At 35.1% G+C, this 23,781-nt stretch carries 25 protein-coding genes; 11 read left to right on the forward strand and 14 right to left on the reverse strand.

The genetic code is table 11. The features are described 5' to 3' along the window. Window positions 1–39: 39 nt before the first annotated feature. A complete protein-coding gene (locus tag FLB_RS08015; RefSeq protein WP_064715437.1) occupies window positions 40–1,401 on the reverse strand; it encodes a sigma-54-dependent transcriptional regulator in 1,362 nt (453 codons plus the stop codon). A 230-nt stretch (window positions 1,402–1,631) separates the two neighbouring features. Between FLB_RS08015 and FLB_RS08020 the strand changes: the two genes are divergently transcribed. The 8 genes from FLB_RS08020 (at window position 1,632) to FLB_RS08055 (ending at window position 9,994) form a co-directional block, all read left to right on the forward strand. Beyond that, window positions 1,632–2,870 carry an efflux RND transporter periplasmic adaptor subunit gene (locus FLB_RS08020; protein ID WP_064715607.1) on the forward strand — a complete coding sequence of 413 codons (1,239 nt, stop codon included), beginning with the start codon at window positions 1,632–1,634 and terminating at the stop codon, window positions 2,868–2,870. Between the two features lie 42 nt (window positions 2,871–2,912). Further along, a complete protein-coding gene (locus tag FLB_RS08025) occupies window positions 2,913–3,614 on the forward strand; it encodes an ABC transporter ATP-binding protein (RefSeq protein WP_064715438.1) in 702 nt (233 codons plus the stop codon). Between the two features lie 34 nt (window positions 3,615–3,648). Continuing rightward, entirely contained in the window at window positions 3,649–6,078 is a 2,430-nt protein-coding gene (locus FLB_RS08030) for an ABC transporter permease (protein ID WP_064715439.1), read from the forward strand. Beyond that, on the forward strand, window positions 6,071–7,372 hold the full coding sequence (locus FLB_RS08035) for a TolC family protein (RefSeq protein ID WP_064715440.1): 1,302 nt from the start codon (window positions 6,071–6,073) through the stop codon (window positions 7,370–7,372). The genes FLB_RS08030 and FLB_RS08035 overlap by 8 nt, the downstream gene beginning before the upstream one ends. Before the next feature lie 126 nt (window positions 7,373–7,498). Then, the gene (locus FLB_RS08040; RefSeq protein ID WP_064715441.1) at window positions 7,499–8,626 is read left to right on the forward strand and encodes an Mrp/NBP35 family ATP-binding protein; all 1,128 of its coding nucleotides are present in this window, start codon (window positions 7,499–7,501) and stop codon (window positions 8,624–8,626) included. Window positions 8,627–8,686: 60 nt separating this feature from the next. Further along, complete coding sequence (locus FLB_RS08045; protein ID WP_064715442.1) at window positions 8,687–8,926, forward strand: NifU family protein; 240 nt, start codon at window positions 8,687–8,689, stop codon at window positions 8,924–8,926. Window positions 8,927–9,188: 262 nt separating this feature from the next. After that, window positions 9,189–9,659, forward strand: coding sequence for a hypothetical protein (locus FLB_RS08050; RefSeq protein ID WP_064715443.1), 471 nt, complete (start codon window positions 9,189–9,191; stop codon window positions 9,657–9,659). A gap of 17 nt (window positions 9,660–9,676) precedes the next feature. Beyond that, entirely contained in the window at window positions 9,677–9,994 is a 318-nt protein-coding gene (locus FLB_RS08055; protein ID WP_064715444.1) for a 2Fe-2S iron-sulfur cluster-binding protein, read from the forward strand. A gap of 30 nt (window positions 9,995–10,024) precedes the next feature. Here the strand turns inward: FLB_RS08055 and FLB_RS08060 are convergent, their stop codons facing one another. From FLB_RS08060 to FLB_RS08075, 4 genes are all read right to left on the reverse strand, one after another. Beyond that, complete coding sequence (locus tag FLB_RS08060; RefSeq protein ID WP_082923244.1) at window positions 10,025–10,792, reverse strand: SGNH/GDSL hydrolase family protein; 768 nt, start codon at window positions 10,790–10,792, stop codon at window positions 10,025–10,027. Window positions 10,793–10,801: 9 nt separating this feature from the next. Then, window positions 10,802–11,584: a DUF3050 domain-containing protein gene (locus FLB_RS08065; protein ID WP_064715445.1), complete on the reverse strand. Its 783-nt coding sequence runs from the start codon at window positions 11,582–11,584 to the stop codon at window positions 10,802–10,804. Between the two features lie 89 nt (window positions 11,585–11,673). Then, complete coding sequence (locus FLB_RS08070; protein ID WP_064715446.1) at window positions 11,674–12,852, reverse strand: acyl-CoA dehydrogenase family protein; 1,179 nt, start codon at window positions 12,850–12,852, stop codon at window positions 11,674–11,676. Between the two features lie 193 nt (window positions 12,853–13,045). Beyond that, window positions 13,046–13,753, reverse strand: a complete 708-nt coding sequence (locus FLB_RS08075; RefSeq protein WP_064715447.1) for a tRNA1(Val) (adenine(37)-N6)-methyltransferase — start codon at window positions 13,751–13,753, stop codon at window positions 13,046–13,048. A gap of 155 nt (window positions 13,754–13,908) precedes the next feature. Here FLB_RS08075 and FLB_RS08080 point away from each other — a divergent pair, with 155 nt between their 5' ends. Continuing rightward, window positions 13,909–14,181 (forward strand): four helix bundle protein, encoded by a 273-nt coding sequence (locus FLB_RS08080; protein WP_231891064.1) that lies wholly within the window; start codon window positions 13,909–13,911, stop codon window positions 14,179–14,181. 160 nt (window positions 14,182–14,341) lie between these two features. Here the strand turns inward: FLB_RS08080 and rimM are convergent, their stop codons facing one another. Both rimM and FLB_RS08090 read right to left on the reverse strand, forming a co-directional pair. Further along, the gene (gene rimM / locus FLB_RS08085) at window positions 14,342–14,866 is read right to left on the reverse strand and encodes a ribosome maturation factor RimM (RefSeq protein ID WP_064715448.1); all 525 of its coding nucleotides are present in this window, start codon (window positions 14,864–14,866) and stop codon (window positions 14,342–14,344) included. Between the two features lie 15 nt (window positions 14,867–14,881). Further along, complete coding sequence (locus FLB_RS08090; protein ID WP_064715449.1) at window positions 14,882–15,436, reverse strand: 30S ribosomal protein S16; 555 nt, start codon at window positions 15,434–15,436, stop codon at window positions 14,882–14,884. A gap of 194 nt (window positions 15,437–15,630) precedes the next feature. Between FLB_RS08090 and FLB_RS08095 the strand changes: the two genes are divergently transcribed. Both FLB_RS08095 and FLB_RS08100 read left to right on the forward strand, forming a co-directional pair. Next, the gene (locus FLB_RS08095; RefSeq protein WP_064715450.1) at window positions 15,631–16,101 is read left to right on the forward strand and encodes a DUF6252 family protein; all 471 of its coding nucleotides are present in this window, start codon (window positions 15,631–15,633) and stop codon (window positions 16,099–16,101) included. Window positions 16,102–16,252: 151 nt separating this feature from the next. Next, window positions 16,253–16,594: an RNA recognition motif domain-containing protein gene (locus FLB_RS08100; protein ID WP_064715451.1), complete on the forward strand. Its 342-nt coding sequence runs from the start codon at window positions 16,253–16,255 to the stop codon at window positions 16,592–16,594. An 84-nt stretch (window positions 16,595–16,678) separates the two neighbouring features. On the opposite strand, the gene leuB is transcribed toward FLB_RS08100, so the two are convergent. From leuB to leuC, 7 genes are all read right to left on the reverse strand, one after another. Continuing rightward, window positions 16,679–17,740, reverse strand: a complete 1,062-nt coding sequence (gene leuB, locus FLB_RS08105; protein ID WP_064715452.1) for a 3-isopropylmalate dehydrogenase — start codon at window positions 17,738–17,740, stop codon at window positions 16,679–16,681. 68 nt (window positions 17,741–17,808) lie between these two features. Next, on the reverse strand, window positions 17,809–19,332 hold the full coding sequence (locus FLB_RS08110; protein WP_064715453.1) for an alpha-isopropylmalate synthase regulatory domain-containing protein: 1,524 nt from the start codon (window positions 19,330–19,332) through the stop codon (window positions 17,809–17,811). Between the two features lie 43 nt (window positions 19,333–19,375). After that, on the reverse strand, window positions 19,376–19,885 hold the full coding sequence (locus FLB_RS08115; protein ID WP_064715454.1) for a GNAT family N-acetyltransferase: 510 nt from the start codon (window positions 19,883–19,885) through the stop codon (window positions 19,376–19,378). Window positions 19,886–19,889: 4 nt separating this feature from the next. Continuing rightward, a complete protein-coding gene (locus FLB_RS08120) occupies window positions 19,890–20,594 on the reverse strand; it encodes a class I SAM-dependent methyltransferase (RefSeq protein WP_064715455.1) in 705 nt (234 codons plus the stop codon). Between the two features lie 9 nt (window positions 20,595–20,603). Further along, window positions 20,604–20,912 (reverse strand): antibiotic biosynthesis monooxygenase family protein, encoded by a 309-nt coding sequence (locus FLB_RS08125; RefSeq protein WP_064715456.1) that lies wholly within the window; start codon window positions 20,910–20,912, stop codon window positions 20,604–20,606. A 74-nt stretch (window positions 20,913–20,986) separates the two neighbouring features. After that, window positions 20,987–21,583 (reverse strand): 3-isopropylmalate dehydratase small subunit, encoded by a 597-nt coding sequence (gene leuD / locus FLB_RS08130; RefSeq protein ID WP_064715457.1) that lies wholly within the window; start codon window positions 21,581–21,583, stop codon window positions 20,987–20,989. Between the two features lie 105 nt (window positions 21,584–21,688). After that, the gene (leuC, locus tag FLB_RS08135; protein WP_064715458.1) at window positions 21,689–23,083 is read right to left on the reverse strand and encodes a 3-isopropylmalate dehydratase large subunit; all 1,395 of its coding nucleotides are present in this window, start codon (window positions 23,081–23,083) and stop codon (window positions 21,689–21,691) included. Window positions 23,084–23,781: the final 698 nt, after the last annotated feature.

Genomic DNA, 23,781 nt, shown 5'->3' on the forward strand with positions numbered 1-23,781 from the left:
TAAGAATAAATAGTGATGTGTTTTTTGTGTTTTGAACATTTACGAATTATTAATATTATATTTTTCCATTCTTCGATATAAAGCGGCTCTTGATAAACCTAATTCTTCTGCTGATTTACTTATATTACATTCGTTTTTGGTTAATACTTTTTCGATGGTTATCTTTTCAATTTCCGATAAGTGTAAATCTTCCTGATTTTCTTCATAACGAGTAATCATTTCAAGATCCAAATCTGAGACTTTGATGATGTCATTTTCACAAAGAATAATGGCGCGCTCAATTCGGTTTTCCATTTCACGAATGTTTCCATGCCAAGCGTGTTCTTTGATTTGATGAAGGGATTTTTCGTCGAAAGTGATGTTTCCTTTTTCGTATTTAAGAATCATTTTGTTTAGCAAAAATTCAGCTAACGGAATTTTATCTTCAAGGCGTTCACGTAAAGCAGGGAGTTTGATTTCCATAGTATTAATACGATAGTATAAATCTTCCCGAAACTGTTTGGTAAGCACTTCTTGTTTTAAATCTAAATTAGTAGCCGTAATAATTCGAACATCGAGTGCTCTTGGTTTTGACTCTCCAAGTCGGGTGACGGTTTTGGTTTGAATGACTTGCAATAATTTTGCTTGTAAATGACTGGGAACATTGCCAATTTCATCTAGAAAGAGGGTTCCGTTTTGTGCTTTTTCAAACCGACCCGCGGTATCGATTTTGGCATCTGTAAAAGCCCCTTTGGCATAACCAAAAAGTTCACTTTCGAATAAATTATCATTGAGTGAACCTAAATCAACATGAACAAAGGCATTGTTCCTTCTATCGGATTGTTGATGAATGTACTGTGCTAAAACAAATTTTCCTGTGCCGTTTTCGCCAAGAATTAAAACATTAGCTTCTGTTTTTGCTACTTTTTCGGCCAAGGAATAGGCTTTTTTAATAAGCGTTGAATGGCCAATAAAAAAGGGATTATTGGTCACGTCACTTACTAATTTCTTTTTGTTTTTTCGAGTTTCAATGCGTGAGGTTTCAACGGCTTGTTTTACAGTTTGTACTAATTTTTCATTTTCCCATGGCTTCAAAACATAATCAAAAGCACCCGATTTTAAGCCCTCAACAGCGGTCTCGACCTTGCCAAACGCGGTCATTAGAATTACAATAGTATGAGGTGAAATTTTTTTTATCTCCTTTAAAAAATAGATTCCTTCACGACCATCTTCAAAACCAATACGATAATTCATGTCTAGAAGCACCACTTCTATTTCATTTTCGGCAAGTAGTTTTAGAATGTTTTTTGGGTTATTGGCCGTGTAAATGGTTTCGAAATGTTTTTTCAAAAGCATATTTGCAGCGAAAAGTATGTCTTCTTGGTCATCGATAACCAAAATTCGGGCAGTTGTTTTTTTCATTTTAAGCTACTATTAGCATTTTTGACGGTTAAAAACGCTACTGTTTCAAAGTTTTTAGTTCCAATTTTATAAAAATTGATATGGTGCAAGTGTTCATTTCCGACCGAACACTGTTCGTTAATGAACACCACTTGTTTTTGAGTTTTTTCAAAAACCACTACAATCAACGCTTTGACTATTTTTAAAAATATGGCACGAAATTGTTGATGTACCAGACAAATAAAATTATAATGGACACAATCATCACTCGTAAAAATAACAAAAAAAAGTATCTAACCCTTGCAGTAATTGGAATTGTAATTTTGAGTTATGTCGCTTTTTCAATAATCAATAAAAAAAGAAGTCTGAATGTAAAAAAACAAGAGATAACGATTAAGACTGTGACACAAGATTTTTTTGAAGATTTTTTGGTTTTTCAAGCTCGGGTGGAGCCTATGAATTCTATGTTGGTAAACATAGTAGAAGGAGGTTCGGTTCAAGAAATATTTGTGAGTAATGGAGATAATGTTACAAAGGGACAAGCTTTAGCCCGATTATATAATCCCAATACGGAACTGAATTATATGCAGCAAGAAACGGCAATTATAGAACAAATCAATAATTTGAACAAAGCCAAATTAGATTTGAGAAATCAAGAATTAAATTTCGCCAAAGATTTGGTGGCCATAAGTCATGATTTTCAAGATGCAAAAAACTTGTACGATTTGAATAAAAAGTTGTTTGAACAAGATATTTTATCCCAAAACGAATGGGAAAAAACACAAGAGAATTATCGTTTTCAAAAAGAGCGGATCAGTATTATAAAGCAAAGTATGACCAAAGAGAAACAAGCCAATCAAATACAGATCGTGCACCTTAATCAGTCCATTGGAATTATGGAAAAAAGCCTTGCTGTTTTGCGGTCCAACAAGAAAAACTTTTTAATAATTGCGCCAGTTTCAGGGCGGTTGTCTTCGTTTGAACCTGTTTTGGGACAAACCTATCAGCAAGGGCAAACATTAGCCAAAATCGATGTTATGAAAGGCTATAAACTGATGGCGCAAGTAGATGAGTTCTATCTTCCGAAAATTAATCAAGGGCAAAAGGGGAAAGTAGATTTTAACGGTAAAGAGGTTGAAGTTGTCATTAATAAAGTGATACCAGAAATAAAAAATGGACAATTTTTGGTGGAACTGAATTTTGCCCAAGCGGAGAAAATGGATTTGCGTCAGGGATTGAGTTTTGGCGTGCGATTAACGCTATCTGAAAAGACAAAATCTATAGTACTTTCGAAAGGAAGTTTTAACCAAGAAACCGCAGGAAAGTGGATATTTGTTGTCAACGGCAATAAAGCAGAGCGAAGAAAAATTACCATGGGTAGAGAAAATCCTTTGTATTTTGAAATTCTAAAAGGGCTTCAGCCTGGAGAGCAAGTAATTACATCATCCTATAAGGATTATCTTGAAGCTGAAATATTAAACATAGAATAATACTAGTCAATAAAAATAAATAAATCAATAATCAAAAACACTATGATACACATTACCAATCTTTCGAAAATATTCCGAACAGAAGAATTAGAAACCAAAGCGTTGAGCGACATTTCAATGACAATCAATCAGGGCGAATTTGTCAGCATAATGGGAGCCTCTGGGAGCGGCAAATCAACATTATTGAATATTGTAGGGCTTTTGGATAGTGCCTCAAGTGGTAGTTATGAGTTGCTTAATCAACAAATGATAGGGCTAAAAGAACAAGAAAAATCTAAAGTGAGAAAACAGAACATTGGTTTCATTTTTCAAAACTTTAATTTGATTGATGAACTAACCGTTTTTGATAATATCGAATTGCCATTGATTTACAATAATGTTTCGGCAGCTGAAAGAAAGAAAAAAGTAGCCGCGATTGCTGAGCGATTAAACATTTCACATCGCTTAAAGCATTATCCTCAACAACTTTCTGGAGGGCAGCAACAAAGAGTGGCTGTTGCACGTGCGCTAATTAATGATCCAAAAATTATTTTGGCAGATGAACCAACAGGAAATTTAGATAGTAAAAATGGTAACGAAGTAATGGAGTTGCTTACTGATTTGCACGCACAGGGAGCAACAATAGTAATGGTAACCCATTCGGATTACGATGCTTCTTTTTCGCAAAGAACAATTTTAATGAAAGACGGAATGGTGCTTTCTGAAAAAGAAAATCACAAAAATGTAGCTGTCTTTACTTCCTAAAATCATCAATCATCAATCAAAAAACGAATACATCATGCTAAAAAATTGGACAAACATATTTTTATACCATATCAAAAACAACAAGCTTTTTACCGCTTTAAATGTTTTGGGATTGAGTATTGGCATTGCAGGATTGATTTTTGCGATTCTCTATTGGAACGATGAACACAGTTATAACGATTGGAATCCTAATAAGGAAAGTGTTTTTCTAGTGGTTAATGTTCTTGGAGATGATGTTGTTTGGGCAAACTCGCCAGGGCCAGTTGGTGCTAGTTTGCAAAAAAACACCACCGAAATCGCCTCACATTGCTATATGAATTTAGGTTATTATGAAGAACGTGTTCAGTACAAAAACAAAAAGCAAAAATTTGTAATTACTGATGCGCAAAATAACTTCTTTGATTTTTTCCCATTTGAGTTTATAAAAGGAAATCCAAAGAATTGTCTTTCTAAAACTAGTGTTGCTATTTCAGATGCGGTTGCCAAAAAACTATTTGGAAATGAAGACCCAATGAATAAAACCATTGATTATTCGGGCAGAAAATTAGCAGTTAAAGGCATTTATATAGCAAATAGAAAATCAGCAATTGCACCCGAAATGGTAACCAATTTAATTGATGGTAAGTTAAATCCGGAAAATAATCCTTGGGGGAATTTTAATTTTGGACTTTTTGTAAAGCTTAAGAATGTCAATGCAAAACAAAAAATTGAAGCGGTAATTGAAAAATTGCATTATGAAAATAATTTACTTCGATGGGCAAAAGATGAAGGATTAACACCTGAAGAATATTTGAAAAAATATGATGAGAAACCTATGAAAATAGTTTTAGAATCCCTTAAAGATTCTCGACTTCATTCAATTACAAATGATTACCCAGAAGCTAAAGGAAATTATCAGTTTTTGATGATTATGATGGGGTTATCCCTTTTAATTTTAGTGCTTTCCATTGTAAATTATATAAATCTCGCTACCGCAAATGCCATAAAACGGGCAAAAGAAGTAGGCGTTAGAAAAATTATTGGTGCTTCAAAATCAAATATTATCAAGCAATTTATTTTTGAAACAGTATTGATTACTTCGTTTTCGATTTTGCTTGCTTTAGTAATTGTTGAACTATCGTTGCCGTATTACAATGAATTTCTAGGAAAAAAATTAGTCATTTTTGGAAGCCAATTTTACTTACAATTGGTCTTAATTTTCATCATTACCATTGTAGTCGCCGGAATTTTCCCCGCCGTATACGTGTCTAATTTTGAAACTTTAAAAGTGTTGAAAGGTAATTTTGGTCGAAGTAAAAGTGGCATTTGGTTGCGCAACGGAATGTTGGTCTTTCAATTTGCAATCGCTACTTTTTTTATTGTTGGTTTTTATATCGTTTTTCAACAAATAAAATATATTTCTAATAAAGATTTAGGATTTAAAGGAGATCAAGTACTTTCCATAAATTACAGAAATAAATACGACTGGAAAGAAAAAGGGTACGAGAAAAAAATATACGATAGATACAATATGGTCAAAGCCGAAATTTCAAAGATTAAAGGGGTTGAGCAAGTGGCTACAGGTGCTTTTTCATTTGGAAATGGCTCGGGAAGTTCTTCAAGTTTTCAATATAAAAATGCCAATATCCAAAGCCAAAACATGGGTGTTGACTTTGGTATGTTAGAAATGATGCAAATCAAAATCAAAGAAGGAAGAAGTTTGTCCGAAAAATTTGCTTCTGATACTATTAATTCAATGTTGATAAATGAAGTGTCTATGAAAATGATGGGTGAAAAAAATCCAATAGGGAAAGAAATAGATTGGAATGGCACAAAACTAAAAATAGTAGGTGTTGTAAAAGATTTCCACTTATTTGGCCCACAAGCTGAAATCCCTCCAATGGTGTTTTTTCATTTTAAAACTATTAACTGGATGTTACAAAATACTAACAAGATTCACGTAAAAGTTAAGAAAGAAAACATGGATCAAACCATTGACGATATTGAAAAATTTTGGATTAAAAATGTTGATGCTGAGGATCCTTTTACTTATGATTTTGTTGATAAACAGTATGCTAGAACTTATGAAACCTACGTCAAACAAAAGAACTTGTTTTCATTACTCAACGTTATTGTCATTTTAATTGCGCTTTTCGGATTGTTTTCTTTGGCTTCTTTTTCAATTGAAAGACGTATGAAAGAAATTGCCATCCGAAAAACACTTGGAGCAGAAACCAATACTCTGTTAAAAGAATTGTCCAAACAATATGTTATTTATTGTGTTGTAGGGTTTTTACTGGCGCTATTTCCAGTGTATTACTTGCTCAATAGGTGGTTAGAAAATTTTGCTTTTAGAATTACTATCTCAGTGTTGCCTTTTCTATTAGGTTTTGTAATGCTATTAAGCTTAACATTAGTTGTAGTGCTCTCTAGGGCTTATCACGCCACTCGATTAGATGTGCTGAAATATTTGAAATATGAATAAAATAATTTTTTTATTAGTAGCGCTCTTTTTTTGCTGTTTGACTCTTTTGGGGCAAGAGCAGCGTTGGTCATTACAGCAATGTATAGAAGCGGGAAAGAAAACTTCCATCGCCATTAAAATTCAGCAGTTGGATATAAAGAAGGTACAAAAAGAACATAATTCAGTTGGGAATCAATTTTTACCTGCCATTTTTTTTACTGGAAATCAAAGTTATAATTTTGGTTCATCCATTAATCCTTCCACCAATGGAAGAGAAAGTTTAAATATTCAAAACGATAGTTTTAATTTGAACGCGCAAATGAGTTTGCTCGATTTTAAAGCTTTTGCGAATGCTCAAAAAAGTAAAATAGCTATTGAACTTTCTAAAGAAACTTTAAAAGTTATTGAAAACGAATACCAACTTCAAATTTTGGAAAGCTTTTATCAAGCGCTTTTTACCCAAGAATTACTTAAAATTCAAGAGGAGCAATTCAAGAATGCTGAATTTAATCTGGAAAGAGTGAAAAAAGAGGTGGCTATTGGTGCCAAATCAAAAAGTGATTGGTACGATATGCAATTAAGTTTCGCTCAAGAAGAGAAAAGGATAGTAGAGACTAAACAATTGTTGGGGTTTCAAAAGAAGCAACTTTTTCAGTTAATTAATACAGAAAATAGTGCCATAGAAGCTGTTGTCTTGAGTGATATAATGCAAACAACTTTGAACCAAAAAATGACAATTGATAATAATCCAAAATTGCGGTATGCGAAGTTAAATTACAAAAGTAGTTTAGCGGACGCTAAATTGGAAAGAGCTAATAATTTACCTTCTTTGATTTCCTTTTATGGCTTTTCTACTTTTTATTTCAAAACACTTAATCAACTCAATGGTCAAACCATAGATTTTGCAAAACAAATTAAGGATAATAAAAATCAACAGCTTGGAATCCAGCTTAATGTTCCAGTGTTTAATGGTTTTCGTGCATCGAAAAGATTTTCTGCCATGAAAATTGAAGCCGAAAAAACAAAATTATTAATAGAACAAGAGACCTTAAAAGTTAAAAATCAAATTGAACTTGAGCATCAGAATAAACAAAATTACATCAAACTCTCAGCAAAGTTGCAAGAAATGAAAGGTTTTGCAGAAGCTTCTTTTCGATCATCGCAAGCCAAGTTTTCAAGCGGTATCATTGATGCAGTTGTTTTTTCGTCTGTAAAAAATCAATGGCTTGCCACGGCATATGATTTGTTAAAAAATCAGTTACTTGTAAAGTACGTTGATCAAAAAATTACACTGCTTAAAGGTGAAATGTATTAAAGTGAGTTTGCCTATTTTTCTATCAATATTTTCAATTCAATCCTAATTGATTCCATTATTTTACTATTATCTTTGCAATCAAGAATCAGTCTTATTAAAAGGTAGACATCGGATAAATTTTTAAACATGAAATTAGATAGAAAAGAAATATTAAAAGCATTAGAAACCATTTCTATTGCTGGAGAAGGAAAAAACATGGTGGAAAGCGGAGCTGTTGCAAACGTGGTTACTTTTGGTGATGAAGTAGTGGTAGATTTAGTATTACACACACCTGCAATGCATATTAAAAAACGTGCTGAAGACGATATTAAAAAAACAATTCTAGAAAAAGTTTCTGCCGAAGCAAAAATCAAAATTAACAGCAAAGTTGAGGTGCCTGATAAACCTGAAATTAAAGGGAAAGCTATTCCTGGTATCAAGAATATCATTGCAGTCGCTTCTGGTAAAGGAGGCGTAGGAAAATCTACTGTTACAGCTAATTTGGCTGTTTCTCTAGCCAAAATGGGATTCAGTGTTGGAGTTTTAGATGCTGATATCTACGGTCCATCAATGCCAATCATGTTTGATGTAGAAAATGAAAAGCCTATTTCTATCGAAGTAGATGGAAAATCAAAAATGAAACCGGTAGAAAGTTATGAAGTAAAAATGCTTTCAATAGGATTCTTTACATCTCCAAGTCAAGCGGTAATTTGGAGAGGGCCAATGGCTGCGAAAGCCTTGAATCAAATGATTTTTGATGCCAACTGGGGTGAATTGGATTTTATGCTAATCGATTTACCTCCGGGAACTGGTGATATTCACTTGTCTATTATGCAATCTTTGCCTGTGACAGGTGCTGTTGTAGTGAGTACACCACAAGCTGTAGCTTTGGCAGATGCAAGAAAAGGTGTAGCGATGTTCTTGTCTGAAGCAATCAATGTTCCAGTTCTGGGAATTATTGAAAACATGGCTTATTTTACACCACAAGAACTTCCTGAAAATAAATACTATATTTTTGGTAAAGAAGGCGCAAGAGATTTAGCTGCCGATTTAAAGGTTCCTTTCTTGGGAGAAGTGCCAATTGTACAATCTATTCGTGAAGCAGGCGATTATGGACGTCCAGCTGCATTGCAAACGGATTCTATTATTGGAAGTGTTTTCGAAACCATTACTCGAAATGTAGTACAAGAAACGGTAAATAGAAATGAGCATTTACCAGCTACCGAAGCCATAAAAATTACAACCATGGCGGGTTGTTCAGCAGTAAAAAAATAATAATTAAAGGTTCAGCCTTCAGGAGATTTTTTTGAAGGTTGAATTGTTAAACACTTCAATATGACAACAGAAGAATTAACCGAGAATGTAATTAAAGCATTGGATGAAATCAGACCATTTCTTAAATCAGATGGAGGTGATATAACGCTCATTTCTATCGAGGAAGACAAACATGTAAAGGTAAGACTCGAAGGAGCTTGTACCAGTTGTAGTGTGAATCAAATGACTTTGCGTGCAGGTGTGGAAACAACAATCAAAAAATTTGCACCTCAGATAGAAACAGTAGTGAATGTAGTGTAAGTTAAGCCGATGGGCTACTTTGAATTAAGTTCTTTGAGTAGAAATTTTTATGAAATGATTCGCTATTTTGATTTATTTTTTGGTTTTTTTGCTGATTTATCAAATAAATTGCATTAGTGTAAAATTGTTGTCATATTTAGGTTTTTTGTGTTGATTTTTTTTTATTTTGGTAAAAAATTATACAAAAAAATTCATTTTTGCATTCCGTGCTTCAATCAGGATGTAAATGCATTTGAATTACTAACTTTAAACCTAACCAATTATGAAAAAACAGTACTTTCTATTTATTTTACTATGGTCTTTAGGTACTAGCTTTGGACAAGAACTCATTCAAGAAGCCTCTGTGAAAAGAGCTTATGTGGGTAATGATGGGGAGTTTCAAGATGCTTCTTTTGCTACACCAATTAATGTATTTTCTAACAGACAGGGGTATTTAAAAATTATTGGAGCAGAATTTTTAACTAAGTTCAGTGGGGATAAAGCCAAATTAGAAGAATATACAGCTTATAATTCTGCGGAATTAAATTCTCAAACATTAGTGACTTCCAAAAATGAGAAAAATGGTTTGGTAACTACTACTTTTAAGGGAAAATTGGTGTATAAAACCATTGATGGGGTATATGCTCCAGATGTTTCGGTGGTATTTACCATCAATCAAGCGGATATCCTTCGTTTAAAAATCAGTAATAGTAAAAACAGTATAGAGTATATTTTAGATCTTCAGATCAAATAAAAAAAGGAATTTTAATAATGGATGTTTTAATAAAGATAAAAGATAGAGAAGGGGTTGTTCACGAATTGCAAGCGCCAACAGATATGGCTATGAACATTATGGAATTGTGTAAAGCCTATGAGTTGCCAGTTGAGGGAACTTGCGGTGGAATGGCCATGTGTGCTTCTTGCCAATGTTATGTGCTCAATGAGGTGGAATTACCACCCATGGGTGATGATGAAGAAGCCATGCTGTCTGAAGCTTTTTATGTGAAATCTAATAGCCGTTTAGGTTGTCAAATTCCAATAACGGAAAGTCTTGAAGGACTTGAGCTAGAATTGGCTCCAGAAAATTAAAAGTTCAGCCCTGTCGATACGATGGGGCTTTTATTTTTGAACAATTACATTTGCTTTTGGTGTTAATCTTTCAACAAATAAAGAATAGGCTTTTTCCGAAGGGTGTAGGCCGTCTGGGGCTACCAAATAGGTTTCTTTTAGTCCTTGTCTTGTAATATCAGTGATATTAATAAAGGTAATGCCATTAGCTTCGCAATAAGTTTTAGCAAATGTATTATAGCGGTCTAATTCAGTTGAAATTTTAGCTGCATTTCCTGTTTGTTGTCCAAAAGGAGTATAGGCATAATCGGGAATTGAAACCACGATAACATTGTCTTTTTTCCCTTTCGCTAAAGCGATGGCTGTTTGTGCCAATTGAGGAAACTCTCTTTCATAAATGATAAATTCCCTATTTTGATACTGGTTGTTGACACCAATAAGTAAGGTTACTAAGTTATGATCGGTAGTGGGTTGCTGTTCTTTAATCGCTTGGATTAGATTAGAAGTAGTCCAGCCTGTTTGTGCAATGATTTTTAGGTCTACGGATAAGCCAGGGATTGTTGCTTCAAGGTTTTTCTTTAGTTGCTCAGGGAAATGACACGTTGGACAAACACTTTGTCCAATGGTGTAACTATCTCCAAGTGCGATGTATGAAACTTTCTTACTTATTGGTTGTGATGGTTGTTGAGATGTTGGACTACTTTCAGGTTTTGGATTAACCGATGGGTTTTCGGTAGAACATTGGTTGAAAAAAAACACTACAACTGCCAAAAGGAAGAATTGTAGTGCTGTTTTTATATGTTTCGGAAAGTGTGCCATACCTGTTTTTTAAACGGTTTCCATCGTCAAACACAATTGTTCTTCGATACCGTTCCAAAGGCCTATTCTTTTTTCCAAGGCTAGGATCGAAATGGCTTCAACTTCTTCCCATTTTTTAGCATCATTTCCGCAAAGCTCGGTAATCATTTGCATCGCCATGGGTCCGTGTTCGTCTGCATCCAATTCGATGTGTCTTTCGAAATAGTAAATCAATTGTTTTAAATCCGTTTCTGGAAAGTTTTTTTGAAAGTTTTGCAAGATTTCTGTGAACATACTAGGGATTAAATCTTCTCTTCCGAAGGTAAATGCAGCAGCTATTTCATGTGCTTTGCCATGTTCAATTACCTGAAAAGTAAAATCCAAAAATGATTTGATATTCGGATGTAGTTGACTTTTTTTAATAGCCACAAAAATATTTTGTATGGATTGTACTTCTTCTAGGAATGTGGCAATTCCTGTTGTACTTGCGCCACAAGCCTGCATGGCTTCTAGGTACATTTCAAAATGGCTTAAATGTCTTCCGTCTAGGCTAAGGTCGGTTTCTTCGGCCAAAACAATTTCGTTAATCAAATAACGAGTTTCTGGGTTGGGAGAAGCAAACCAAGGTGTTGTCGTGCACGTTAGTTTGGCTTGCAAAGCTTTCAAAAGCGACATAAAATCCCATACTGCATATACATGAGTTTCTAGGAAACAATGCAAATTTTCTAAGGTACGTACTTTATGGTATAAAGTGTGGTTCAAAAGTTGTTCCTTTTGCGTCGCTATTCTTGAATTGATGTAGGTAATGTTCATTGGGATTTTTTTTTGTAAAAATAAAAAAGCTTCCTGTTACCAAGAAGCTTCTTTAATTGATTTTATAAATACTTTAATAGTTGTTTATATTATTTAAAAGCAGCAATTCCTGTGATGTCCATTCCTGTAATTAATAAATGAATATCGTGAGTGCCTTCATAGGTAATTACCGATTCTAAGTTCATCATATGACGCATGATAGAATATTCGCCTGTGATTCCCATTCCGCCTAACATTTGTCTGGCTTCGCGAGCAATATGAATCGCCATGTCAACATTATTTCTTTTAGCCATTGAGATTTGTGCCGAAGTCGCTCTGCCTTCATTTCTTAAGACGCCTAGTCTCCAAGTTAACAATTGCGCTTTGGTGATTTCAGTAATCATTTCGGCTAATTTTTTTTGTTGTAATTGAGTTCCTGCGATAGGTTTGTCAAATTGAATACGCTCTTTAGCATAACGCAAAGCGGTATCATAACAATCCATAGCCGCGCCAATAGCGCCCCAAGCAATTCCGTAACGAGCAGAATCTAGGCAACCCAGCGGTGCGCCTAATCCTGATTTGTTTGGCAACAAGTTTTCTTTTGGAACTTTTACATTATCAAAAATCAACTCTCCAGTAGCCGAAGCTCTCAAAGACCATTTGTTATGAGTTTCAGGAGTGGTGAATCCTTCCATGCCGCGTTCTACGATTAAACCGTGAATTCGTCCTTCTTCATTCTTTGCCCAAACTACAGCAATGTCTGCAAAAGGAGCGTTAGAAATCCACATTTTGGCACCATTTAATAAATAATGATCACCTTTGTCTTTGAAGTTGGTGGTCATTCCACCTGGGTTAGAGCCGTGGTCAGGTTCAGTCAATCCAAAACAGCCCATGAATTCTCCAGTGGCTAGTTTGGGTAAGTATTTCATGCGTTGTTCCTCGTTACCGTATTTCCAAATGGGATACATTACCAAAGATGACTGTACTGATGAAGTAGAGCGCACGCCAGAATCCCCGCGTTCAATTTCTTGCATAATGAGTCCGTAGGATATTTGATCCAATCCAGCACCACCATATTCTACAGGAATGTAAGGACCAAAACCACCAATTTCTCCCAAACCTTTGATGATTTGTTTTGGAAATTCTGCTTTTTGAGCATAGTCTTCTATGATAGGGGATACTTCTCTTTTTACCCAAGCTCTTGCGGCGTCTCGGACTAACTTGTGTTCTTCGGTTAATAAATCGTCAAGATTATAGTAATCAGGAGATTGAAATAAGTCTGGTTTCATGGTTCGAAAATTTTATGGCAACAAATCTACATAAAGAAATATAACAAAACTATATAAAAATGTTATATTTTTTTAAATTCATTTCAAATTTATAGCTTTTTGAATTGCAATATAAAATTACATTTTAATTTAGAATTGGAATAGTGAAAATGTAAAAAAATCATTACTTATCAGCTAATTAGCAGGTCGGTAACTACATCTTCAAATAAAAATCCTTAGTTAATTCAATATATTCAGGAGTATAGACGTGTCTTGCAGTTTCTATAACCAATTCGTCAATTGGTAAATCGGTAGTTTCATTTCGGCTAAAGGCCAGTAAGCTACGTTTGATTTCCGTAGTTGGTGTTCCTTTTACACGAGTGATTTTCAAAGGATACAATTCGAATTCGTTGGCCAAAGCCATAAAGTTTTCTTCTTCTTTGAAGGGAATAATGACTGCAAAAATTCCGTTTTCTGAGAGCAATAAATCTGCCGCTTCAAGTAATTGCTCAAAGGGCATAGCGTCTTGAAATCGGGCTAAGTCGCGTGATTCATTTTCAGTTTTGTAATCTTCGGAATAGAAAGGTGGGTTGGAGACAATCAAATCGTATTCGTCTTCGGGTTCTTCTATAAATTCGTCCAAACCGGCATGAAAACAGAACAAACGATCGTTCCAAGGTGAGTTTTCAAAATTGTCTGTTGCTTGTTCGTAAGCCGCTTCGTCTATTTCTAAAGCATCAATTTGCTGTGCTGCGCTTCTTTGTGCCAACATCAAAGCGATGATGCCAGTTCCAGTACCAATATCTAAAATGCTGAAAGGATGATTGTCAATAGGAGCCCAAGCGCCCAATAAAACACCATCGGTACCAATTTTCATAGCACAACGGTCTTGTTCAACAACGAATTGTTTAAATGTAAACATAAATTAAAATTCCAATTTTTTAAATTCCAAATTCCAAATTAGAGAAATCATTTTTCTAATTGATTTTGTTTTCAAAATTAGATTAAATATTCTAATTCCCATTACTAGATATTTCAATTGATTATATTTGAGTTTAGATTAAAATTTTATATTTTATGGAAAAACCATTTGATTTAGAAGAAAGAACTTTTTTGTTTGCAAAAGAATGTAGAATTTACATTCAGAAATTACCAAAAACAATTTCAAATATTGAAGATGGTAAACAATTAGTTAGATCTTCTGGCTCTGTTGGGGCTAATTATATTGAAGCTAACGAAAAACTAGGAGAAAAAGATTTGTCTTTTCGATTAAAAATAGCCAGAAAAGAAGCTAAAGAATCCAAATATTGGCTTCGATTATTACAAGAATTAAATCCAGAATTAAAATAAAATTCAGAAACTTTACTGTTTGAGGTGGAGGAATTAAGGAAAATTCTATCAGCGATAATAACGAAAATTACAAAATAGTCAAGTATTGTAATTTTTATTACACTTTTTCGGAATTTCCTTTTTGGATTGGAATTTGGAATTTAAAATTTTGGAATTTCTTTTAAAGGTACATCTCAATCAGTCCCTCAGGCAAATCCATGATGATTTTTTTGTTTTCTCGGTCTACTTTTACCAAGAAATGGTCAATCATTGGGATTAAGATTTCGGCGTCGCCCTTAAGTACTTCAAATAAAGGTTGTGCTGTAGTGTCGTTGATAGATTGAATTTCGCCAACAAATCCTAAACGTTGGTCTTCAATTTCAAATCCGATTACTTCGTGAAAATAGAATTTGTTTCCGCTCAATTTGGGCAACATTTTTAAAGGAAGGTATAAATCGCTTCCAATGAGTGCATCAGCTTGTTCTTCGGTAGTAATGTCCTCAAAACGGATGCGTAGAAAGTCGTTTTTGTGCAGGGAACTACTTTCAATAAAAAAAGGAACCAAGTGTTTGTTGTGATCAACAAACACTGATTCCAAGTTTTCGTATAACTCAGGTTCGTCTGTGTCTAGATAAGCTAGGACTTCCCCTTTGAAACTAAATTTTTTAGCGATTTTACCTAAATAGAAACAATCTTCTTTACGCATTGTCGCCTTGTAAAATTATGCTTCAGTTGTTTCGTTATTCTCTTCTGCAGCTGGAGCTTCTTCAGCTTCAACTTCAGCAACTTCTTCAGCAGGAGTTGCAGCAGCAATAGCAGCAGCCTCAGCTTCAGCTTGTGCAGCTAAACGTTTTGCGTTAACTTCTTGTTCTGCTTTCAAAGCTTTTGCTTTATCAGCAGCTTGAGCTTTAGTCAAACCTTCTTTTTTAGCAACAACTTTGTTTGCTTTTTCCTCTAACCAAGCGGCTAATTTAGCATCTGCTTGTTCTTGAGTCAAAGCACCTTTGCGAACACCTCCATCTAGGTGGTGTTTCAATAAAGCACCTTTGTAAGAAAGAATTGCTTTAGCAGTATCGGTTGGTTGAGCACCATTGTGCAACCATTTTACTGCACTATCCAAATTTAATTCGATAGTTGCTGGGTTAGTGTTTGGATTGTAAGTACCGATTTTTTCTAAGTATTTACCATCTCTTTTTGAGCGAGCATCTGCTGCTACAACCCAGTAAAAAGGTTTTTGTTTTTTACCGTGTCTTTGTAATCTAATTTTTACTGACATAATCTTGTGATTAAATTTTGAGGTACACGACCTCGATTAATTAAGGGTGCAAAGATACATTTTTTATTTAAAAAAACTAAAATGAACTTATATTATTAAGTGGTAGAATTTTAATCCCAAATTGCAAACTGTTTTTTGATGGTTTGAAGAGAAAAAAGAATAGATTTGTAATCCCTATTTGTTATTGGTGTCAAATGAAAAAAGTCTTATTGGTTGTTCTTCTGTCTTTGTTTATGAGCTCATGTTCTGATGATGTTGTTTTTAATAATCCTTCGGTTCAGGGATTGAAGAACAATGTTTTTTGGCGTGCTCTTCAGAGTAAAGCTACTTTGGCTAAAGATGGGACAATAGTGGTAGAAGCTGTTACTTTAAAGGAAACCTTGATGTTGCATCTCTCTTCCACTCAAGTAAATACTTATGTGTTGGATAATAATGCCAGTGATTACGTTTCGTTTACTTCACGTGAAACAACTCCTGTAACTGCTCTTACTACTCAGAATGGAAAGGGAACAGGTAAAATCACCATTACCGAATACGATGCATTAAAAAAAACGATTAGTGGAACTTTTACTTTTGTAATTCCTTATGCAACAAAGAATCCTCAAGAATCTAAAGAATTTTATTTTTCGCAAGGTGTTTTTTACAAAGTTCCAGTATCTCCATAAGTGAAGACTTTGACGAAATAGTCTAGTTATTAATTTGTTACAGGACTTATGAAAATGCTTTTTTTTCATAATTATTGCATAAATATTTTAATTGATAGTAGATTAGAATAAAATAAGACTACATTTGTTGCATTATTATAAATAAGTACTTATGAACATTTTTGTTGGAAGTCTTCCATTCAGTATTGAGGAAGCAGATTTAAGAGAGTCTTTCGAGGCGTACGGAGCAGTAGATTCAGTTAAAATTATTACTGATAAATTTACTGGTAGAAGTAAAGGGTTTGGTTTTGTTGAGATGCCAAACGACGCGGAAGCTCAAAAAGCAATTGACGAATTAAATGGTGCTACTGTTCAAGGTCGTGCAATTGTGGTAAACAAATCTGAGCCAAAACCAGAAGGCGAAAGAAGAAGTTTCAACAACAACCGTGGTGGAGATTCACGCGGAGGTTACGGAAACAACCGCGGTGGTGGTGACAGAGGAGGAAGATATTAATATTTTTTTCTAGTATAAAAAAAGGGAACAATTGAAAAATTGTTCCCTTTTTTGTTATTTACTTTTCTTTCGATTGAAAGCGATTTATAAATTGGCCACTAACCAATCTCCCACTTCGCTAGTTTTATAGGCTTTACTTCCTTTGGCAGCTAAGTCTTCGGTGACAATACCTTCTTCTAAAGATTTGTTGACTACGGCTCTTATAGCTTGCGCTTCTTCTTTTAATCCAAAGGCATCTTCAAACATCATTGCGGCAGATAAAATAGTAGCCAATGGGTTTGCGATGTTTAGTCCTGTTGCTTGTGGATACGAGCCGTGAATAGGTTCGTATAATGAAGTGTGTTCACCAACAGAAGCCGAAGGCATTAATCCCATTGAACCTGAAATAACAGAAGCTTCATCGGTTAAAATGTCTCCAAATAAATTTTCAGTAATCAATACATCGTAAGAGTTAGGCCATTGCACCAAACGCATAGCGACAGCATCTACAAATTCATAACTCACTTCTACTTCTGGATAGTCTTTGGCCATAGCTTGAACCGTTTCTCTCCAAAGGCGAGAAGTTTCTAAAACATTGGCTTTATCTACACAGCATAATTTCTTAGAACGCGTCATTGCTAATTCGAAACCTTTTTTAGCCAAACGTTGTACTTCGGCTCTGGTGTACACACAATTGTCAAAAGCAGTTTCGCCATCGTCTCTTCTTCCTTTTTCACCAAAATAAATTCCACCAGTAAGTTCTCTCAAGAAAACCAAATCTGTTCCTTCGATACGCTCTCTTTTTAAAGGTGAATTGTCAATCAATGACGGAAAAGTAAACGTTGGACGTACATTAGCAAACAATCCTAGTTTTTTACGCATTAATAATAACCCTTGCTCAGGACGAACGGGTGCACTTGGGTCATTGTCGTATTTTGGATGACCGATTGCGCCAAACAAAACCGCATCGGCTTTCATGCATATTTCGTGTGTTTCGTCTGGATAAGGCACGCCAACGGCATCAATAGCACAAGCACCTGTTAAGGCAGGTGTCCAAGTGATGTCGTGATTGAATTTTTTGGCAATAGCATCCGAAACTTTTACAGCTTCGTTGATGACTTCTGGTCCGATGCCGTCTCCGGCTAAAAGGGCAATATTTAATTTCATGAGTTGGAAATTGTGATAGTTATGTAATGAATCCAAAGGGTTAAGATTTGGAGTTTTATTTTTGTAATTTATACGGTTATAACATTAAGCATTTTTTGCGTAGCTACAATGGCTGCTACCGTTTGGTCGGAGTCTAATCCTCGTGTTTTGAATTCTTTTCCGTTTGCTGTCCAAGTGATAACAGTTTCACACAAAGCATCGGAGCTACTTCCTGGAGGTATTCTTACGGCATAGTCGATGAGCTTAGGTAAAGTCATTTTTTTGCTTTTGTAAATTTTGTTCAGGGCATTCATAAAAGCATCAAATTGTCCATCGCCTTGTGCGTTTTCTTCGATTATTTCTCCATCAATTTTAAGGCAAAGTGTGGTTGAAGGGCGCATTCCTTTAGCATGAACCAAAACATAGGATTGCACCACAACACGTTCTTGATAGGACTGACTATCTAAAACATCGGAAATGATGTAAGGCAAATCTTCTTTGGTGACCGTTTCTTTTTTGTCACCCAACTCGATAATGCGTTGTGTAACGAGTTTTAAATCTTCTGCATTGAGCTGTAGTCCAAGCTCTTGAAGGTTTTTTTCGATATTGGCTTTGCCGGATGTTTTTCCAAGCGCATATTTTCGTTTTCTTCCAAAACGCTCTGGCAATAAGTCGTTGAAATATAGATTGTTTTTGTTGTCTCCATCAGCATGAATACCCGCGGTTTGAGTAAAAACATTGTCTCCAACTATGGGTTTGTTCGCTGGAATTCTATATCCAGTAAAAGTTTCTACAAGTTTGCTAACCGAGTATAGAGATGTTTCTTTGACATTGATTTTTACTTGAGGTAAAAAATCATTGATAACGGCAACGGTACTCTCCAAAGGAGCATTTCCAGCACGTTCTCCCATTCCATTTACAGTAACGTGTAAACCGCTGATTCCTGCTTTTAAGGCTTCCATGACATTGGCAACACTAAGATCATAATCGTTATGCGCATGAAAATCGAAGTGAATGTCAGGGTACTTTTGTGTGATTTTAGAAATGAATTCAAAAGTATCCGAAGGAATTAAAACGCCCAGCGTATCCGGAAGTAAAATTCTTTTAACGGGTTGCTGCGTGATAAAGTCCAAATATTGAAATACGTACTCAGGCGAATTGCGCATCCCATTGCTCCAATCTTCTAGATAAACATTGGTAGCGATTCCGTTTTGATTCGCGAGTTCGATTGCTTGAGCAATTTCTTCAAAATGCTGTTCAGGTGTTTTTTTTAACTGGTGAGTTAAGTGATTCAAAGAACCTTTCGTTAAAAGATTTTGAACTTTGGCACCCGCTTTCTTCATCCATTCAATAGATATTCCGCCATCTACAAAAGACAAAACTTCTATTTTGTCAGTATAACCTTTTGTAGCCGCCCAATCCATAATGCCTTTTACACCTTGAAATTCTCCTTCACTCACGCGAGCCGAAGCAATTTCGATGCGATCAATATGCAATTCTTCTAAAAGTAATTGAGCAATGGTTAGTTTTTCAGCAGCCGAAAACGACACGCCCGAAGTTTGTTCTCCGTCACGCAAGGTCGTGTCCATTATTTCAATTTTTCTTTTTTCCATATTGCTATTGTATTCTTTATTAAAAGGCTATTGTATTTTTATTTTATTCCACTTTGATTTCGAATAAACTCAATGTTATTCCTTCATAATGTTTAGGCAAGCCTTCATAATCAGGAGTAATAATTCCGAGAAAATTAAAACCACATTTTTGATAATAGGTTATTAAAGAATCATTGTCTCCCCAAGTATCCATTCTCAAAAAGTCCAAGTGATTCTCTTTTGCAAAAGACAATCCCCACTCGATTATTTTCTCCACAAAATGCTGCCCTCTAAATTTAGGATGCGTTACTATTCGATGAAAATAAACGGCTTTGTCACTGTTTTTTTCTTTCCAAATGCTTTTGTCTTCAAATGTGATGGCAAATACGCAAGCAATTTCATTATCAATTACAACCTTCCATTGGCGGTTTTCCGAAATTTCTTTTTCGACTAAAGTTCTATCAAAACCTTGCCATTGTTTGTTGAATTTGGTTCTTTGATAGGCAATCGCCATATCATAAAATTCAAAAATGCTGTCTATGTCTTCAATTGTGCTGGGTTTGAAATTTGCCATGTCTTTATTTTATACCTCCAAACACAGAGAAATTACTGTTTTTATGTAAAACGTCTAAGTATGAAAAACCAACTTTTCGCAATACTTCCAATTGATACATCACGGAACGAGGTGTATCTTCTTTGGCAATATAATCGAACACATTTTCTTGATACGCTTTGCCTCCCACACCTTCCAAATAATCCGAATAGCGCTTCCACATCAATTGATCAATTGCAGGATGGTCGTGTTTGATCAAATCTGAAATCCAAAAACAACCTCCCTTTTTTAGGCTTTTATATATTTTAGAAAAAACAGTTTCCCATTCTTCATCAGATCTTAAATGATGCATTGCTGCTCCGGTTACCACAATATCAAAAGTATCTTCGGGTAATTGCATGCTCAGAAAATCAGTTTGAATAGCGGTAATTTTCCCTGTTGAAACGGTAGCAATTCTTTCTTTGGCTTTGTCCAACATCGGTTGGCTTAAATCAATCAAAGTAGCATCAAAATCTGGAATCAATTCTAATAATTTTAAAGAATAATTACCTGCTCCACAGCCTAAATCCAAAACTTGTTTGGCATCAGGACAACAAGCGTTTGCAGCTTGAGTTAGTAATTCTAAACTCAAAGTAGCATCAACTGTACTGATTTGGCCCGTTTCTAAATTGGAAAAACGGGCCACTTCATTGTCAAAACGCTGTTGTATTTCAGCTAATGTTGATTTCATTTTTATAATTTAAAAACTATTTTTTTTTTCCAAAATCATTTCATAATGCTCCACCACTGGAAATGGATTATAATAATGATGCAGCAATCTTTTCCATTCTAAATAAGCATCAGATGCTCTAAAGCCAACGGTATGATCTTCTAATTTCTCCCAATCTACCAATAGTAAGTATTTGTTTTCTTCCTCTATGCACTTTCTCAAACTATGGCTTTTATACCCTGGTATCGATGCTATAAATTGGCTGGCAATGGCAAAATCTCTTTCAAAATGATTTTCTTCTCCTTTTATTATCTGCAGCATAGCCATTTCTAAAATCATCACTATTTTTATTTGTAAACCCGACAGATTTAAAAAATGTGTCGGGTTTTTTTGGATAATTTGTATTTACTTGTTTAGTAAGGCAGCTTATCCGCAAAACCTGTAATTTCTTCTTTAATGTTTTGCAAGTAGTCAATATCATCAAAACCGTTGATCATGTTGTTCTTTTTGTAGCCATTGATGTCAAAGGATTCACTTTGACCTGTAGCCAATAAAGTAATCGTTTGTTCTGGCAAATTGATTTCTAGTTCTGTTTTTGGATTTGCTTCTATTGCTTTAAAAATAGTATCAGCAAATTCTGGACTTACTTGCACTGGTAAAACTCCAATGTTCAAGCAATTTCCTTTGAAAATATCAGCAAAGAAACTAGAAACTACCGCGCGGAATCCGTAATCGTAAACGGCCCAAGCAGCATGTTCTCTTGAAGAACCTGAACCAAAGTTCTTTCCTCCAATTAAGATTTTTCCGCTGTAGGTTGCGTCGTTCAACACGAAATCTGCTTTGGGAGTATCGTCTCCATTGTATCTCCAGTCTCTGAAAAGATTATCGCCGAAACCTTCACGTTTGGTGGCTTTTAAGAAACGAGCTGGGATAATTTGATCTGTGTCTACGTTTTCTATCGGTAGTGGCACTGCACTACTGGTAAGGATGGTAAATTTATCGTATGCCATTTTTTTTTGTGATTTAAAGTGCCCCCAACCCCCGAAGGGGGAGTTGTAGGAGGCTGTATTTATTGTTTTTTACCTATTTAGTTCCCCCTTCGGGGGTTAGGGGGATTACATCAATTCCCTCGGATCAGTCAATTTTCCTGTCACAGCAGCAGCAGCGGCCATTATTGGAGAGGCTAACATTGTTCTTGATCCAGGACCCTGACGGCCTTCAAAGTTTCGGTTAGAAGTACTTACGGCATATTTTCCAGCTGGAACTTTATCATCGTTCATTGCTAAACAAGCCGAACAACCAGGTTGACGCAACACAAAACCTGCTTCGGTTAAAATATCTAAAAGTCCTTCTTCTTTGATTTGTGCTTCAACAACATGTGAGCCTGGTACTAACCATGCCGTTACGTTATCCGCTTTTTTGCGACCTTTAACAATTTCTGTAAAAGCTCTAAAATCTTCAATACGACCGTTGGTACAACTTCCTAAGAAAACGTAATCGATTTGTTTTCCAATCATGACATCGTCTTCATGAAAGCCCATGTAGTTCAATGATTTTTTATAAGTTTCGGCACCGCCTTCCACTTGGTCAGCACTTGGAATATGTTTGGTAATACCAATTCCCATTCCAGGATTGGTTCCATAAGTAATCATGGGTTCAATATCAGCAGCATCAATAGTTAATTCTGCATCGAAAACTGCATCAGCATCCGTTTTCAATGTTTTCCAGTATTCAACTGCTTTCGTCCAAGCTTCTCCTTTTGGAGCAAACAAACGGCCTTCTAAAAAGTCAAATGTTTTTTGATCGGGAGCAATCATACCTCCACGAGCCCCCATTTCGATACTCAAGTTACAAACGGTCATACGGCCTTCCATTGACATTTCTTCAAAAACATTTCCGGCATATTCAACAAAATAGCCTGTTCCTCCAGAAGTTGTTAACTGTGAAATGATATATAAAGCTACATCTTTTGGACCCACACCTTTGCTCAAAGTTCCATTTACGTTGATACGCATTTTTTTGGGTTTCGGTTGCATAATGCATTGTGTAGAAAGTACCATTTCTACCTCCGAAGTTCCAATACCAAAGGCAATGGCACCAAAAGCACCGTGCGTAGAAGTGTGAGAATCACCACAAACTATAGTAGCACCTGGTAAAGTAATTCCGTTTTCAGGTCCTACCACGTGAACAATTCCATTTTTTTGGTGTCCCAAGCCCCAATGGGAAATGCCGTATTCTGCAGCGTTATCTTCTAAGGCTTTCAATTGATTAGCCGAAAGTGGATCTTCTACTGGTAAATGTTGGTTTATTGTTGGGGTATTGTGATCGGCAGTAGCAAAAGTACGTTCTGGATATAATACCTTAACGCCTCTAGCTTTTAAGCCTAAAAAAGCAACGGGACTAGTTACTTCGTGAATGAAATGACGGTCAATAAAGAACACGTCTGGGCCATCCTCAATTTTACGCACCACGTGCGAATCCCATACTTTGTCGAATAATGTAGTACTCATGGTAAACTATTTTTTTTATGTGTATTGGTCTTTTTTTATTGGGTAATTGTCCAAAAAGCAAAACTTGGAACGCAAAAGTAGCAAACGTATAAAAAGTGTCAATTTTGAAATTTCATTATATACGATACCCAAATTCTATTTCTACGGCAGATTAGAATTAAAAACTTTCTTTTTTAAGGAAAAAGTTGGATTGGTTTTACTATTCATTTGAAAAGAGCGAACATCTTTTTTTAAAATTAAAATCCTTTTTAGAAATGGTAATTTTGTTGTGTTATTTTTAAAACAAACCATTTTTTCAATGATTTCACTACGTTTTTTCTATCTAATTCTTGTTTTTTGATTAAAAATAGTCAACAAGTTGTTGTTTTTGCATCTAATGAAAATGCTGCTATTTAAAAGTAAAATTGATAAAATGAGTTCTTTAAAACGCTTTTTTTTTAATTGAAAACTACGACATCCAAAAATGAGATTTGCTGTTTTTTTAATGCAAATGGTTTAGATTTCTTTGACTTCGGTGCTAAAATTTTGACCTTGATTTAGATTGGAATAAAAAAACAAATTGCCTCTAGTTTCTTTAAAAAAAACCTAAATTTGAACTTCCGCCAATTTGTAGTGTACTGTTTTTTATACTCCATAAAACCAATGTTTTAAGGAGTTTCAAAATTGGATTTTGGAATTTTAATCTTTGTTATTTTAAC

The sequence above is a fragment of the Flavobacterium succinicans genome (genome assembly GCF_001662485.1).
Taxonomy (GTDB): domain Bacteria; phylum Bacteroidota; class Bacteroidia; order Flavobacteriales; family Flavobacteriaceae; genus Flavobacterium; species Flavobacterium succinicans_A.